Source organism: Nitrobacter sp. 62-13 (genome assembly GCF_001896955.1).
Lineage (GTDB): Bacteria > Pseudomonadota > Alphaproteobacteria > Rhizobiales > Xanthobacteraceae > Nitrobacter.
On record NZ_MKRN01000050.1, the window covers coordinates 10,692 to 25,426 of the forward strand.

At 62.6% G+C, this 14,735-nt stretch carries 14 protein-coding genes; 6 read left to right on the forward strand and 8 right to left on the reverse strand.

What is annotated here, in order from left to right:
- From BGN91_RS05370 to BGN91_RS05390, 5 genes are all read right to left on the reverse strand, one after another.
- Entirely contained in the window at positions 1 to 537 is a 537-nt protein-coding gene (locus BGN91_RS05370; protein WP_292611196.1) for a gluconokinase, read from the reverse strand.
- Entirely contained in the window at positions 534 to 1,271 is a 738-nt protein-coding gene (pgl, locus tag BGN91_RS05375) for a 6-phosphogluconolactonase (RefSeq protein ID WP_292611198.1), read from the reverse strand. Before pgl ends, BGN91_RS05370 begins: the two co-directional genes overlap by 4 nt.
- The gene (gene zwf / locus BGN91_RS05380; RefSeq protein WP_292611200.1) at positions 1,268 to 2,782 is read right to left on the reverse strand and encodes a glucose-6-phosphate dehydrogenase; all 1,515 of its coding nucleotides are present in this window, start codon (positions 2,780 to 2,782) and stop codon (positions 1,268 to 1,270) included. Before zwf ends, pgl begins: the two co-directional genes overlap by 4 nt.
- Entirely contained in the window at positions 2,782 to 3,789 is a 1,008-nt protein-coding gene (gnd, locus tag BGN91_RS05385) for a phosphogluconate dehydrogenase (NAD(+)-dependent, decarboxylating) (RefSeq protein WP_292611202.1), read from the reverse strand. Before gnd ends, zwf begins: the two co-directional genes overlap by 1 nt.
- 282 nt (positions 3,790 to 4,071) lie before the next feature.
- Positions 4,072 to 6,924 carry a bifunctional transaldolase/phosoglucose isomerase gene (locus BGN91_RS05390; RefSeq protein WP_292611204.1) on the reverse strand — a complete coding sequence of 951 codons (2,853 nt, stop codon included), beginning with the start codon at positions 6,922 to 6,924 and terminating at the stop codon, positions 4,072 to 4,074.
- Between the two features lie 491 nt (positions 6,925 to 7,415).
- On the opposite strand from BGN91_RS05390, the gene BGN91_RS05395 reads away from it, so the two are divergent.
- The 4 genes from BGN91_RS05395 (at position 7,416) to BGN91_RS05410 (ending at position 8,928) form a co-directional block, all read left to right on the forward strand.
- Complete coding sequence (locus BGN91_RS05395) at positions 7,416 to 7,673, forward strand: hypothetical protein (RefSeq protein ID WP_292611206.1); 258 nt, start codon at positions 7,416 to 7,418, stop codon at positions 7,671 to 7,673.
- Positions 7,674 to 7,718: 45 nt separating this feature from the next.
- Positions 7,719 to 8,216 (forward strand): glutathione peroxidase, encoded by a 498-nt coding sequence (locus BGN91_RS05400; RefSeq protein WP_292611208.1) that lies wholly within the window; start codon positions 7,719 to 7,721, stop codon positions 8,214 to 8,216.
- The gene (locus BGN91_RS05405; protein WP_292611210.1) at positions 8,191 to 8,448 is read left to right on the forward strand and encodes a DUF3297 family protein; all 258 of its coding nucleotides are present in this window, start codon (positions 8,191 to 8,193) and stop codon (positions 8,446 to 8,448) included. The genes BGN91_RS05400 and BGN91_RS05405 overlap by 26 nt, the downstream gene beginning before the upstream one ends.
- 123 nt (positions 8,449 to 8,571) lie before the next feature.
- Positions 8,572 to 8,928 carry a DMT family protein gene (locus tag BGN91_RS05410; RefSeq protein WP_292611213.1) on the forward strand — a complete coding sequence of 119 codons (357 nt, stop codon included), beginning with the start codon at positions 8,572 to 8,574 and terminating at the stop codon, positions 8,926 to 8,928.
- A gap of 115 nt (positions 8,929 to 9,043) precedes the next feature.
- On the opposite strand, the gene BGN91_RS05415 is transcribed toward BGN91_RS05410, so the two are convergent.
- Complete coding sequence (locus BGN91_RS05415) at positions 9,044 to 9,949, reverse strand: metallophosphoesterase (RefSeq protein ID WP_292611214.1); 906 nt, start codon at positions 9,947 to 9,949, stop codon at positions 9,044 to 9,046.
- Positions 9,950 to 9,970: 21 nt separating this feature from the next.
- Positions 9,971 to 10,927 carry an iron exporter MbfA gene (mbfA, locus tag BGN91_RS05420; RefSeq protein ID WP_292611216.1) on the reverse strand — a complete coding sequence of 319 codons (957 nt, stop codon included), beginning with the start codon at positions 10,925 to 10,927 and terminating at the stop codon, positions 9,971 to 9,973.
- A 111-nt stretch (positions 10,928 to 11,038) separates the two neighbouring features.
- Between mbfA and BGN91_RS05425 the strand changes: the two genes are divergently transcribed.
- Positions 11,039 to 11,527 carry an NUDIX domain-containing protein gene (locus tag BGN91_RS05425; RefSeq protein ID WP_292611218.1) on the forward strand — a complete coding sequence of 163 codons (489 nt, stop codon included), beginning with the start codon at positions 11,039 to 11,041 and terminating at the stop codon, positions 11,525 to 11,527.
- Between the two features lie 70 nt (positions 11,528 to 11,597).
- Positions 11,598 to 12,128 (forward strand): N-acetyltransferase, encoded by a 531-nt coding sequence (locus tag BGN91_RS05430; protein ID WP_292611220.1) that lies wholly within the window; start codon positions 11,598 to 11,600, stop codon positions 12,126 to 12,128.
- A gap of 148 nt (positions 12,129 to 12,276) precedes the next feature.
- On the opposite strand, the gene BGN91_RS05435 is transcribed toward BGN91_RS05430, so the two are convergent.
- Complete coding sequence (locus tag BGN91_RS05435) at positions 12,277 to 14,619, reverse strand: TonB-dependent receptor (protein ID WP_292611221.1); 2,343 nt, start codon at positions 14,617 to 14,619, stop codon at positions 12,277 to 12,279.
- Between the last annotated feature and the right edge of the window lie 116 nt (positions 14,620 to 14,735).

Genomic DNA, 14,735 nt, shown 5'->3' on the forward strand with positions numbered 1-14,735 from the left:
TCATGAGATTTTCTGGTCCGGCTCGAGCATGGTCACGATTCGATCGGCGATGTCGTCTACCGTCGCGTCGATGTCGACGACGATAGGCCGCTCGTCGGCCGCCGGCTCCTCCAGCGTGTCGAACTGGTCCTCCAGCAGCCCCGGCGGCATGAAATGGGCGAGCCGGGCTTTGAGGCGGCTCGCGATCAGGTCCTTGTCGCCGCGCAGGTAGACAATGCGGGTGTCGCGATGACCGTTCACGAGAATATCACGATAGGCGCGTTTGAGCGCGGAGCAAGCCATGATGATGCTCGTGCCGCTTGCGCGGTTGCGCCCGATCTCCGCGGCGACGGCGCGCAGCCACGACCAGCGGTCCTCGTCGGTCAATGCAATGCCGGCGCTCATTTTCTCGATGTTGCTCTTGGAGTGAAACCGGTCGGCATCCTCCACGATCCATCCCAGTCGCCGCCCCAGCGCGTCCGCGATTGTGCTTTTGCCGGATCCGGAGACGCCCATGATGATCAGCGCGCAAAAGCCGGAGCCCGGATCGGTGCTCACGCCGGCCGCCCGGCGGCCGCCGCATCGGTGAGCCACGTCGTGACGCCATTGGAATGAGCGCGCGCGCCGGGCAGGTCGGCTCCCGACGTGATTTTCGACAAGACGTCGCGCTTGGCTTCGCCGCTGACGAGGAACAGCATCTCGCGCGAGGACGCCAGCGCCGGAAGCGTCAGGGTAACGCGGGGAACGAGGGGTTCGACGTGCGCATGGTCGACGCCGACGACCCAGCGTTCGGCTTCATCGAGCGCCTTGTCTCCCGGAAACAGCGACGCGGTGTGTCCGTCCGGTCCGAGCCCCATCAGGACAAGGTCGAAAAGCGGCCTCGCAACATCCAGATGGCGCGCGCCGTAGAAAATCTGGAGTTCGCGCTCGTAAAGCCGGGCCGCCTGATCCGGATCGGCCGCATCGGTCGGAACGGGATGGATATTCTCGGGCGGAGCACAGCGGTCGAGGAAAATGCTTCTGGCCATCGTCATGTTGTTGCGCGGGTCGTCGGCGCTCACGAAACGCTCGTCGCCGACGAACCAGTGAACGCGATCCCAGGCGATGCGCGAGCGATAGTCCCGACTCCCCAGCAGTGCGTAGAGTGCTTTCGGGCCGGAGCCGCCGGTCAGGCATATCGCCGGCCGTTCCTGATTTTCGGTTCGGGCGATCAGGTGCGCGGAGGCTTCCGTCGCGACCGCCTGCGCATCGGGAAGCACCTGAAACCTGCGCTCGCCCGTGGTGGACGTCATGTCAGCTTGCGCCAGTGGCGGCCGTCGCGCGCGAGCAACTCGTTCGCTTCGGCGGGACCTTCGCTGCCTGCCTTGTAGCTGACCAGACCATCGGCTCCAGCCTTCTTCCAGGCGTCGAGGAACGGCTGCACCGCCTGCCAGCCGGCTTCCACGCCGTCCGCGCGCTGGAACAGGATGTTGTCGCCGATCATGCAATCGTAGATCAGCGTTTCATAGCCCGTGCTCGGCGCCGCGTTGAAGTAGTCCTTGTAACGGAATTTCATCTCGACGCCATCGATCGAGATGGTGGGGCCGGGAATCTTGGTGTTGAATTGCAGCGTGATGCCTTCGGCCGGCTCGATACCGATGACGAGGTAGTTTTGCGACAGCCGATCCACCGGCGTGGAGCGGAACATCGCGAACGGCGCCTGCTTGAACTTGATCGCTACCTCGGTGCGCTTCAGGCCGAGGGCCTTGCCGGTTCGCAGGTAGAAGGGGACGCCGGCCCATCGCCAGTTGTCGATCGTCAGCTTGAGCGCCGCATAGGTTTCCGTGGTGCTGTCGGGTTTCACCTCGGGCGTCTTGCGATAATCGCCGATCGCCTCGTCCCCGACCTCGCCGGCGCGATATTGTCCGCGCACCGAGTTGCGGAGCGCCTCCTCGGGGCTCTGGGTCTGGATTGCGGCGAGCACCTTCGCTTTTTCCGAGCGCACCGCGTGGGCTTCGAAACGGCGCGGCGGCTCCATCGTCACCAGCGACAGCAACTGGAACAGATGGTTCGGCACCATGTCCCGCAATGCTCCGGTCGCGTCATAGAAACTGCCGCGATGGCCGACCGACAGCTTCTCGTCGACGGTGATCTGGATATGGTCGATGTGATTGCGATTCCAGATCGGCTCGAACATGCCGTTGGCGAAGCGAAGGACCAGAATGTTCTGGACGGTTTCCTTGCCGAGATAATGATCGATTCGGTAGATCTGATGCTCATTGGCGATCTTGAGCAGCTTGCTGTTGAGGGATTTGGCCGATGCGAGATCGGTGCCGAACGGCTTCTCCACCACCAGCCTGCGCCAGGCGCCGTGCTGTTCGCGCAGCAGGCCGACGCGGCCGAGCTGTTCGGTGATCGGCGCAAAGGCGGCCGGCGGGACCGCAAGATAGAAGAGACGATTGCCGCACGTTCCCTTTTCCGTCTCGAGTTTTTCGAATGCCTTACTCAAGGTGTCGAATGAGGCGGGATCGGAGGGGTCGGCCTCGAGACAGGTCAGGCAGCGAAGCACCTTTTGCGCAACGTCCTGTTTGACGGCTCGCGTGGCGTGCTTGTTCAGACCTTCCATCAGGCTTTGCCGAAGATCGTCTTCCGACATCTGCTTGCGGACGATGCCGACAATGCAGAATTGCTCCGGTAGCAGGCCGGATTCGGCAAGATTGTAGAGTGCGGGAATGACGAGGCGATGGGTGAGGTCGCCGGTGACTCCGAAGATGACGAAGCAGCAGGGCTCCGGTTTGGGCGGCTTGTTGCTTGCGACCGTCATCAGGACCCGGTGCTCCCCTGTGATTCGGCTTCGCCGGGCTCCTTGTGCCCGCCGAACCCTTCGCGCATCGCTGACAGGATTTTTTCGGCAAAGGTGTGTTGCTGGCGCGAGCGGAATCGCGCGAACAGCGCCGCAGTCAGCACTTCGGCGGGGACGGCTTCGTCGATCGCGGCATTGACGGTCCAGCGGCCTTCACCGGAATCCGCGACGAATCCCGAATAGGCTTCGAGCGTCTCGCTGCGGGCGAGCGCGGCCGCCGTCAGATCGAGCAGCCAGGACGGAATGACGCTGCCGCGACGCCAGACCTCGGCGATGTCGGCGAGATCGAGCTTGAAGCGATGATCTTCGGGCAGCGCCTCGATATTGGCGTTCTTGAGAATGTCGAAGCCTTCGGCATACGCCTGCATCAGGCCGTATTCGATTCCATTATGCACCATCTTGACGAAATGGCCGGCTCCGACAGGTCCCGCGTGAAGATACCCCTGTTCGACGCGCGGATCGCGGCCATCCCGGCTCGGCGTTCGCGGAATGTCGCCGCGGCCGGGCGCCATCGCGGCAAAAATCGGATCGAGCCGGTCGACGACGGCCTTGTCGCCGCCGATCATCATGCAGTAGCCGCGCTCAAAACCCCAGACTCCGCCGCTGGTGCCGACATCGACATAATGGATGCCTTTTTCACGCAGTGTCCTGGCCCGACGGATATCGTCCTGCCAGAAGGTATTGCCGCCATCGATAATCACGTCGTCGCGCTCGAGCAGCTTGGCGATGGTATCGATGGTCGTTTCGGTGATCGCGCCAGCGGGCAGCATGATCCATACCGCGCGCGGTCTATCGAGCTTGCGGACAAAGTCCTCGAGATCGCTCGCGCCCGTTGCTCCCTCGTTGGCGATTGTGGCGACGGTCTTGTTATTCTTGTCGTAAACGACGGTCTGATGACCTCCCTTTTTCATCAGCCGGCGAACGATGTTGGCCCCCATTCGGCCCAGGCCGATCATGCCTATCTGCATTGGTCCGATCCTCCATACGTACGCCAACGCGTGGTGCGGACATTCCACGCGCTGTCTGGAGGGATATGATGCTTGCGTTTCAGGGTGTGTTGCAACACCGCCTCGGGGGGATTCTAGGAAGATTCGGACGGGGTGGGACGTTCGAACGAACCGACGATCCGTACTGGATAAAGGTAAGGTACCGTGCATACGCACCGGAAGATCATTGGTTCCCGGTGCGGGATCGCATTTGCGTGAGTATGCTGCGCTCATCGCCGTCGTGAGAGCGCGCGGGGATCCGGATTAATCCAGCGCCCGGGTGATGGCGTCGCCGAGTCGCGATAGGCCGGATCGGAGATCGCCCTTGAGATGTACGCGCAGCGCACGTCTTCCGCGCCCGGTGAGCACATCGAAATCGCCGCGCGCCTGCGCGGCCTTGATGACGCCGAAGCTTATTTTCCGGTCGGGAATTTTCAGGTCTTTTGCGTCGTCCGCGGTGATCTGGAGAAAGACGCCGCTGTCGGGGCCGCCCTTGTAGGCCTGTCCGGTCGAATGCAGGAAGCGCGGGCCGAACTCGGCGCAGGTGGCGACTTTTTTCCGGTCGCGGACGGCGAGGCGCATCCGCTGCAGATCACTGATGTGTTCGTCGTCGCGCGCGAGATAGGCCAGCAGCGCGACGTAGTCGCCGGGCTCCGCGCGCGCGAAATGCGCCTTGAGCCATGACGACAGGTCGCCATTCGCGCCCTTGTCACGCAAGGCGCGCGCATTTTCGGCATCGGTATAGAGATCGAAGTCCGCGATGGAAACCGCCGGCTCCTCGTGCGGCAGCCTGCCGGTTTTCTCGAATGCCGTCGTCAGCTCACGGGTCCTGATCTTGGCGGATTCAACGTCGGGCTGATTGAACGGGTTGATGCCGAGAATGGCGCCGGCGACGGCGGTTGCCATCTCGAACCTGAAAAATTCCTGGCCGAGTTGATCGACCGAATCCATCACGATCCGAACGACCGGATGTCCGGCATTCTCGAGCGCCTGCAATTTTTCCTCGTGAGCGTCATCCTCTTCGTCCGCCGTGCGGATATCGATGAAGAAACGATCCTTGCCGTAAAAGCTTGCATCGCCAAGCGGTTCGCCATCGATCGGAATCAGGCCCTTGCCCTCCTTGCCGGTCGATTCGGCGATCAGTTGCTCGGCCCACGCTCCGAAATCAGCAATCTTCGGGGACGACAGGATCGTGACCTTGTCACGGCCTTCGCGGCCGGCGAGACCCATCGCAAGGCCAAGCTGGGCGCCGGGATTGTCGTGCGGAGGCACTTCTGCACCGCAGGACCTCACCATGGCGAGGGTATTCCTGAGCAATTCGGTCACGCCGATTCCCGCCGTCGCAGCAGGGACCAGTCCGAAGGGCGACAGCACCGAATAACGGCCGCCGATCGCGGGATCGCCATGGAAGGTGCGCGCATAGCCAAGCTTTGCCGCTTCCTTGTCGAGCGAGGAGTCGGGATCGGTAACCGCGATGAAACGATGGCCGGCCTTGTCGGCGCCGATCGCTTTCGCCACTCGCGCGTGAAAATAGTCCTTCAGCGCATTTGGCTCGGTCGTGCTCCCGGACTTGCTGGAGACGATGAAGACGGTTCTTGCGACGTCGATCGCCGCTTCCAGCGCGCGAATCTGGGCGGGGTCGGTCGAATCCAGCACATGAAGCCTTGGAAAACCAGCAGCCTTCGCAAAGGTCGTCGCCAGCACCTCCGGACCGAGACTCGATCCGCCCATGCCGAGAACGACCGCATCGGTGAATTTTTGCGTCTTCACCCGCCGCGCGTAGTCCTCATAGTCGGCCGCCCGATCGAATTCCGCGGCAGGGCTTGCCAGCCAGCCCAGCCATTCGTTCTCGTCGGCGCCGGTCCATACCGATTTGTCATGTTGCCAAAGTTTGCGGAGGGTGCCGGCGGCCCGCCAGTCTTCCGCCTGTTTCTCGACGGACTTCGCCATGGCCGAGCCAAGGGACAGCGTCTGGTGGCCGATGGCGGAGCCCAAGATTTTCGCACGCTTGCGCGCGACTGCGCCAAGCAGCTTGTCGGCCGCGTCGTCGAACAACTGAACGCCTTCCGTCACAAGGTGCCGGGTGATCGCATCGAGCGAGATTCCCGAGCCCGCCAGCGCGGCGAGCACGTGCTGTGCCTCGTCGAGATTTTCCTCGAGGCTGTCGCGTAATCTGCCGTGATCGCGGAAGGCGTCGAGGGTTCCCGGCGGGACGGTGTTGACCGTGTCCCTGCCGATCAGTTCCTCCACATAAAGGACATCGCTGTAGTCCTTGTTCTTGGTCCCGGTCGAAGCCCATAGCAGCCGCTGGGGGCGCGCACCCTTGGCTTCCAGCGCCTGCCAGCTGTCGCCCGCGAACAACCGCTTGTAGTCCTGATAAGCGAGCTTGGCATTGGCAATGGCGACCTTGCCCTTGAGCGATGCGAGACGCTGTTTTTCCGCGGGGTCGTTGGCCTGAGCGATCTTCTCGTCAAGCTGCTTGTCGACGGCGGTGTCGATGCGGCTGACGAAGAAGCTGGCGACGCTGGCGACGTGCGAGGGATCGCCGCCATTTCGCACATACTCCTGAAGCCCGGACAAAAAGGCTTCGGCAACCTCGACGTAAACCTTCTGCGAAAACAGCAGCGTGATATTGATGCTGATGCCTTCGGAAATCAGGTGGCGGATAGCCGGCAGGCCCTCCGGCGTCGCCGGCACCTTGATCATCAGGTTCCTGCGGTTGACGGATTTCCAGAGCCTCTCGGCCTCGGCGATCGTCGCCTTGGTGTCGTTGGCGAGATAGGGCGAGACCTCGAGGCTGACGAAGCCGTCCGCACCCTCGAGCCGGTCGTAGACCGGCCGCAGCACGTCGGCGGCATGCTGGATATCCTCGACCGCGAGCTGCTCGTACAGGGCGGCGACCGATCGATCGCCTTTAGCGAGAATGCGAGCGATTGCGCCGTCATATTCGCCAGAACTTCCGATCGCCTTCTCGAAGATCGAGGGATTGGAGGTGACCCCGCGCACCCCGTCGTTGTCGACGAGGTGTTTCAGATCGCCCTTGGCGATGAAGCCGCGCGCTAGGAAGTCGAGCCAGATCGCCTGGCCGTGGTTCTGGAGTTCTCTGACAGGGTTCATGATTGTTCTTCTGTGTTCTGACGCCACGGCGTGGGGAGGCGTTTGCCGGTCTGCTGGCGAGGCTTGTCAACTTGGCCGGGAAAAAATGGCCTCATCAAGGGAAGCTTGCCACTCTAATAACGTTTTTTAAGAGATATTGATCCCGCCCGGAGATTGCTGGACCGGCTCGGCGAGTCATGGCAAATCCGAGTCATGGCAAATCCGAGTCATGGCAAATCCGAGTCATGGCAAATTCGAGCCGTGGCAAACCGAGCCTTGGCAAACCGAGCCTTGGCAAACCGAGCCTTGGCAATCCACGTCGTCGAACCCGCAAGTGTCGGCCGCTTCGGGTATCAATCCATCGACTTCATCAGGAGTTCACGAGGCGGGCGCAACTTTTTGCGACGAGATCGAGACCGTCGAGGCGGTCTTGTCGCCCCATCCCCCTCTCCGATAAAGAACTTGTGAGAACAGCCGTTGACAGGTTGTACTCCTACCGTTGAGGTTCGTTCATGCCCCGATATTTTTTCAACACCCGTATCGGCAGTGACCTGATTCTCGATCCGGAGGGTGAGGAGCTGCGCGATCCCGACCATGCCTGGCGCGCCGCGCGGACGACGATCCAGGAAATCCTCAAAACGGACGGCGAACAGCGCGCCATTCTCAACGCCGTGCTGGAGGTCACCGACGCTTCCGGCGAGATCGTCCTCGAATTTCCGTTTACCGAAGCCATCCTGGACTCGGTCGATCGGTCCTCGACGCGGCATTGATTCAGAAAATGGTCGGTCCCGTTACCGCCTGGTCGAGAGGGTGTCATGTCCGGTGTCTTTGGTTTTTCCGCGAACACGCTGGCTGGCGAGCCTTGCGCGTTGAGTCAGTTCGAGGGCCAGGTCCTTCTGATCGTGAATACCGCGAGCGCCTGCGGATTCACCCCGCAATACAAGGACCTCGAGGAACTCTATCGGACCATGAAGCCGCACGGATTTTCGGTCCTCGGCTTCCCCTGCAATCAGTTCGGCAAGCAGGAGCCGGGATCACCTGCGGATATCCAGCAGTTCTGCTCCCGCAAGTATGACGTGACGTTTCCGATGTTCGAGAAGATCGACGTCAATGGCGATCATGCGCACCCTCTTTACAAATACCTCAAGCGCGAGAAGTCCGGACTGCTTGGCGCATCGATCAAGTGGAATTTCACGAAGTTTCTGGTAGACCGGAACGGCAACGTCGTCGGCCGCCACGCACCGACGACAAAACCGAAAGCCCTGACCAACGAAATCGAGGCCCTGCTTGACCGACCAGACCGCGACCGATGAACTGCCCGACCGTTTGTCGACCGATCCACGCAGTCCCTACTATGACGCCGCGATCCTGTCGCGCGACATCGGCGTCCGATTCAAGGGCGTCGAGAAGAACAATGTCGAGGAGTATTGCGTCAGCGAGGGCTGGATACGTGTCGCTGCCGGCAACGCCAGGGATCGCTATGGCAATCCGCTGACCATCAAGCTCACTGGCACGGTCGAGCCGTATTTCCGGACCGGAAGTTAGCCTCGTCGGGCACTTCCGTTTTTGGTGCTTAAGAAGTTCGTGCGACATATTGCGTTGCGTTTGACGCTGGGCCCGGCTGCGAGCAGTCGTCGCCTTCTCCGGCCATTTCCGAAAGCCGAAACCATGCCCTTCACGATCCCGTCGTGGCTCCTGACGATCCTGATGCTGTTCTGTTCGAACGTTTTCATGACCTTCGCCTGGTACGGGCATCTGAAATTCAAGGAGAGCCCGCTTCCTCTGGTCATCATGATCAGTTGGGGTATCGCGTTCTTCGAATACTGGCTCGCGGTGCCGGCCAATCGCTGGGGCAGCGCGGCCTATTCGGCGGCCGAACTCAAGACCATTCAGGAAGTGATTACCCTCGTGGTGTTCGCCGGCTTCTCGGTGATGTATCTGAAGCAGCCGCTGGGCTGGAATCATGCGCTCGGCTTCGCGTTCATAGCGCTCGGCGCGTTCTTTATTTTCCACAAGTGGTCGTGAGGTGTGAGCAGCAGGCTAGAGTCCGGTTCAACTGCGTTGAACCGGACTCTAGCCTATCTTTTTATTTGAGCATGATCTTTTCCGAAAACCGGTTTCCACTTTTCGGGATCATGCTCTAGATCAACTGGACCCGCTGTAGTTCGGTGACCTCCGCCCGCTCGGCTGCCGCCCCGTCGGCAAAGCCGCGCACCCGCTGCTCGCAGCGCCAGGCATCGTCTTCTCGCGCGATCGAAAACAGATTGTAGGCGGCGGGCGGATAATGCCGGTAAGCCGTCGCGGAAGCCGACGGCACGCCGATGGCCGGAACGCGGCCGTGCGGTCCCTCGAACCACATGGTGGAATGAATGTGATCGTGTCCGTGCAGGATCAGGTCGACGCGGTGCCGCCTGATGATCGCCTGCAGCGCCTCCGCGTCGGTCAGCCGCTTGTACGAGGCTTTTGAAGACAGCGGATGATGAATCAGCAGCACGCGAAAGTTCGGATCGTCGGCAAGCTGTGAGAAGCCGCGGTCCAGCACATCGAGCTGGCTGGGTCCCAGCCAGCCGGTCGCCATGAACGGGGCGGTCGGCACCGCCGACGACACACCGATCAGCGTCAGCGGTCCTCTGCGGCGCAGGAACGGAAACGAAAGCGGCGCTCCTGCGCGGGCGCTGTCGCCGTGCATATATTCGGCCCATTGGGAGGTCTGTTTTGTCGTCACGCGAACATAGGCGTCATGATTGCCGGGCACGAGGGTGACGTCGGCAGGCGTGCCGACACTCTCGAGCCACATGCGCGCCTGCGTGAATTCCTCCGGAAGCGCGAGATTGATGAGATCGCCGGTGATTGCGATGTGGTCGGGTGATTGCGCCTTGATATCGGCGACCAGTGCGTCGGCAATGTCGCGCCGATGGATCTTGTAGCGGTCGCGTTTCCAGTTCAGGTAGCCGAGCGCGCGCTTGCCCGCGAGTTCATGCAGTCGCGGCCGAGGCAGCGGCGCCAGATGCGGATCGGACAGATGGGCGAGTGTGAATGCGGTCATTACGGTGATGCCATCACTCCACTAGGCGCTGCCGATCAGGATTCCGGCGAGAAACACCAGCGCGCCGCCGACCGCGATCTGGAACGTCGCCTGCAACCATGGCGTATCCATGAAGCGGTGGCGCACCCAGGAGATGACGCCGAGTTCGACGACCACGACGGCGACCGCCAGCACGGTGGCCGCGTAGAAATCCGGGATCAGGTAGGGCAGGGTGTGGCCGAGACCGCCCACCGCCGTCATCAGCCCGCATACGCCGCCGCGGATCCACGGCGAGCCGCGGCCGCTCAATGTGCCGTCATCCGACAACGCTTCGGCGAATCCCATGGAGATGCCGGCGCCGACGGACGCCGCAAGACCCACCAGGAAGGTCTCGAACGGTTTGTGGGTCGCGAAGGCCGCCGCGAACAGCGGCGCCAGCGTCGAGACCGAGCCGTCCATGAGCCCGACAAGGCCCGGCTGCACATACTGTAAGACGAACGCACGGCGCTCGCTGTCGGACTCGCCGGCTTTGACTTTCTCCGTCAGATGTTTCGCGGTGAGTTGCTCGGCCAGCGAATCGTGCCTGTCTTCCTCCTCGGCGAGGCCGATCAGCAATTCGCGGGTCGACGCATCGCGCGTGGTTTCCGCCGCCTTGCGATAGAACCGCGCCGCCTCCTTCTCCATGCCCAGGACGTATTTGCGGACGTCCTCGAGGCCGAGCGGGCGCGTCAGCCATAGAGGTTTGCGCTTGAGGAAGCCCTTGACGTCGTGGCGGCGGATCAGCGGCAGGTAGTCGCCGAATTTTTCGCGGTAGAGATCGAACAATCTGCCGCGATGGCGAACCTCTTCCTCCGCCATGCCGGAGAGAACGGCAGCGGAGGCCGGAAACGCCTCGGCCAGCCCGTCGGCAAATCCGTAATAGACGCGGCTGTCCTCTTCCTCGTTCGAGATGGCGAGCGCCAGAATCTCGCGTTCCGTCAAATCCGCAAATTGCTTCACTGCTGCCTCTTGCCCCGGAATGTTCCAAGGTTTTGGCAAGAGGACCGCTTTGATGCAAGGATCATGGGGATGTGAATTGCGGCGAATCGCTGCGGCGGAGGTGCGCGCGTCATGAATGTCCAGCGGTTGCGCCTTGGGTTTGAGCCTGTGCTGCGGCGGTTGTTTCACCAGTATTGGCGGTTCGCCCGCGGCATGACGCTCGGCGTGCGCGGCGTGGTGCTCGACGCCGACGACAGGGTGTTTCTGGTCCGGCACAGCTATGTGGCCGGCTGGCATCTGCCTGGCGGCGGTGTCGAAGTCGGCGAGGCGCTCGGCACGGCGCTGCAGCGTGAATTGATGGAGGAGGGTCGAATCGAGATATCCGGCGAACCCGAGTTGCACGGCATTTTCCTCAATAGCCACGTCTCGCCGCGCGACCATGTCGCGGTCTACATCGTCAGGAGCTTCCGGCAGGATCGCAAACCGGAGCCCAACCGTGAGATCGTCGATTGCGGCTTTTTCGCCGCCCATGCCCTGCCGGAGGAGACCACGGCCGGCACGCGGCTGCGGATCGCGGAGATCATCGATCGTGTGCCGCCGACACCCACCTGGCGGCGCTGATCCCGGTCGGTCACCTTAATGGCGGCAGGCGATGGACCGCGCCCGTGGCAGGTGCTATCCCGCCTTTCCCATGTCCGATCTGTCCCTGACCATTCTGACCGAGGCTGCGAACGACGCGCAAGCCATCGAGCGTCTTCACGAGCGCACCTTCGGCCCCGGGCGTTTCGTGCTCAGCGCCTACCGGCTGCGCGAGCATGTCGATCACCTGCTTGAGTTGTCCTTCACCGCCCGCATCGGCACGCTTCTGGTCGGCTCGGTCAGGCTGTTGCCGGTCTGTATCGGCGAGACGCCGGCACTCCTCCTCGGTCCGCTGACGGTCGAGCCGCCGTTTCGCGGCCGCGGAATCGGCCGCGCATTGCTCGATCGCGCACTTGGCGACGCGAAAACAAAAGGACACCGTCTCGTGGTTCTGGTTGGCGACGAGCCCTATTACGGCCGCGTCGGCTTCAAGGTCATTCCGAAAGGGCAGGTCGACATGCCTGGCCCGGTCGATCGGGCGCGGCTCTTGGTGTGTGAACTCGCCCCCGGTGCGTTCGAGGGGGTGTCCGGCATGATCCGGCCGGACTGGACGTTCGTGCGGGAGACGCCGACGGCAAGTTGAGGTTGACGCCCTTTTGCCGCCGACAATCTGCCGTTTGTTGCTGCCGTCATGCCCGTGCTTTCACGGGCATCCAGGTGTTTAGCTAATTTCAGTCGAAACGAAAAAGACGTCGATGGCCAAAATAAATCCGGCCATGACGAAGACGAACTCAATACTTCACGTTCGCAAACAGCCGCACGTTCAGCCCGGGCAGCAACACCTCGTCCTTGTTGTAAGCGACAGCGTTGCGGATCTCCTCGTTCAGCAGATTGTCGCCGACAAGACCGACCGTCACCTTCTGCGCTCCCCACCAATCGTTCTTTGAGAGAGTGGCCGTATAGCTGACCTCGGCGCGCAGCCGGTTGTAGCCGGCGGTCGGCGTCTCTACGCCGCTGACGTCATTCTGCGCGAAGGCGTGGAGCAGGTTGACGCGCGCCAGCCAGTTGGCGTCGTGATAGTAGACGCCTCCTCCCAGGCGCTGCGGCGGAATTCTCGGCACGTTGCTGCCGTCCGTGAAGGTCGCGCGGACGATGTCGTACTGCCCCTCGATGCCGAACAGGCCGTTCCAGACCGGCAAGACGTCGTATTGAAACTGGAATTCACCGCCGCGGAAAACGGCATCGGTCTGGGAGTAGATGGCCTGGTGCAATTCCAGGCCGGGTCCGGCCGCGCATCCGGTTTCGTCGCAGGTGTTGCCGGTCAGACGCCGGTAGATGAAGCCGTTGAACCGTGTGTAGTACCCGGTCAGTTCAAAACGCAGCGGTCCGGCCGCGCGGCGCAATCCCGCCTCGATCGACTTCGCGGTCTCGATGCCGAGGTTCGGATTGCCGATGTCGAAGGTTTCGGTCGCATCATGCGCGCCGCGCGAGAACAGCTCGGCCGGCTTCGGCGCGCGTTCGACGTATTGCCCGGTCAGGCTGGCCACGAGATTCCAGGGCAGGTCCTGGATCAGGCCGACGCTGGCGCTCGCCGGCGTGAAGTTCAGCGCGCGCGGCATTGCGGCGCCGATCGCACCGGGATCGGTGGTGAGATCGAACAGTTCGGGGATGATGCTGGGGGTCGAACCGTTGAGATTCACATGTTCGATCCTGCCGGCGATCTGGGCCTTGGTCGTTTCGCTGAACTTGAACTCGTTGAAGACGTAGCCGGCGAGCTTTGCGTTATTGTTCGGATCCCACAGGCCGTTGAGCGGGCTTAATGGATCGTCCGGGCTCGGCGCGGTCAGTTCCTGATGTGACGCCTGCACGCCGATCGCCGTTGTCAGGGCGGCGAAGCGCAGGTCGAACGGAGCGAGTTGCACTTCCAGCCGGCCTTCCTGCTCCTTGTTGGTGAAGGTCTGGCGCACGCCGTCGCTGGATGGATCGGCCGCATCGGCCAGTCCGAGTTCGTTGTGCTTGTAGTCGGTCGCGCCGATCCAGAACCGGATGGCATCGACCGCCGCTGCGTCGGGCCGGTATTCGCCTTTTGCGGTGAACTTGGTCTGATGCGCGTCGATCCGGGTGCCGACCTCTTCGCCCTCGTGGCCCGGAATATGGTACAGGCTGTTGTTCTGGGTGATCGCGGCGCCGACGAAACCGCCGTCGAACAGGTAAGAGCCGCCGACCGAGCCTCCGTTCGAGTCGGTCGAGGAGTTCTTCTGCACGCCGCCGGGGATCGCATAGTCCTCGGTCCGCCGCGCGAAGGCGTCGGCATGAATCGCGACGTTGTTGCCGCCCGCATCGAGCAGAACCCCGCCTTCACGACCCTGGTCCACGCTCGAGACCGCCCCTCGCGTCTCTACGCTCACGCAGCCGGAAGGCGTCGACAATTGCGGCGTCTTGACGTCGTAGCCATAGGTCTGCGTCGTCAGCGGCGCTGCGCACGGCGTGGTTTCGGGAATGCGGTTGTTGCTGGCGCTGACGACGCCGCCGATCGCCGTCGAGCCGTAGCGCAGCGTGGCGGGGCCGCGGATGACCTCGACCTGATTGGTCGAAAGCGGATCGATCGGCACGAAATGATCCTCGCCGAGATCGGACGCGCCGTTGCTTCCGATGCCGTTTTCCGTGATGCCGACGCGATTGACGTCGAGCCCGCGAATGATGGGCCGGCTCGACGCGCCCGGTGCGAACGAGGAGCCGGTGATGCCCGGCTTGTTGTTGAGCAGATCGCCCAGCGTCGCGGCTCCGTTGCGCCGAATCTCGTCGTTGGAGACCACCGTCACGGTGGCGAACTGATCGGTCACCACGGGCAACGTGCCCGGCAGATCGGCGGGGGGCGAAGGCGGCGTCGGCGTGGCGGCGACCTCGGGTTGCCGGGGGGTGGATGGAGGCGTCGTCCTGCCGCGGCGGACCGTGTGCGTGGGCTTCGCATGGGAAGGCCGCGCGCGGTGCACGATCGGGCTGGGTGCGTTGATCACGATCCCGGGGAGGGCGGTCTGGGCCGAGGCTTGATCGGGGATTGCCATGGCAAGAGCCGGAAACGACACCGCGCCGAGGCGCGCGATCGCGAGAAAACGATTGGAGGAAACTGACATTTGTTGGTCCTGACACGGCTTCCACGTGTAGCGGTTGGACGGCCGTTGAAATCGAGACAAATAGCGAAGCTGGCGGCAACGCTGCGCTAGGCGCGCAAACATCACCGATGATCGAT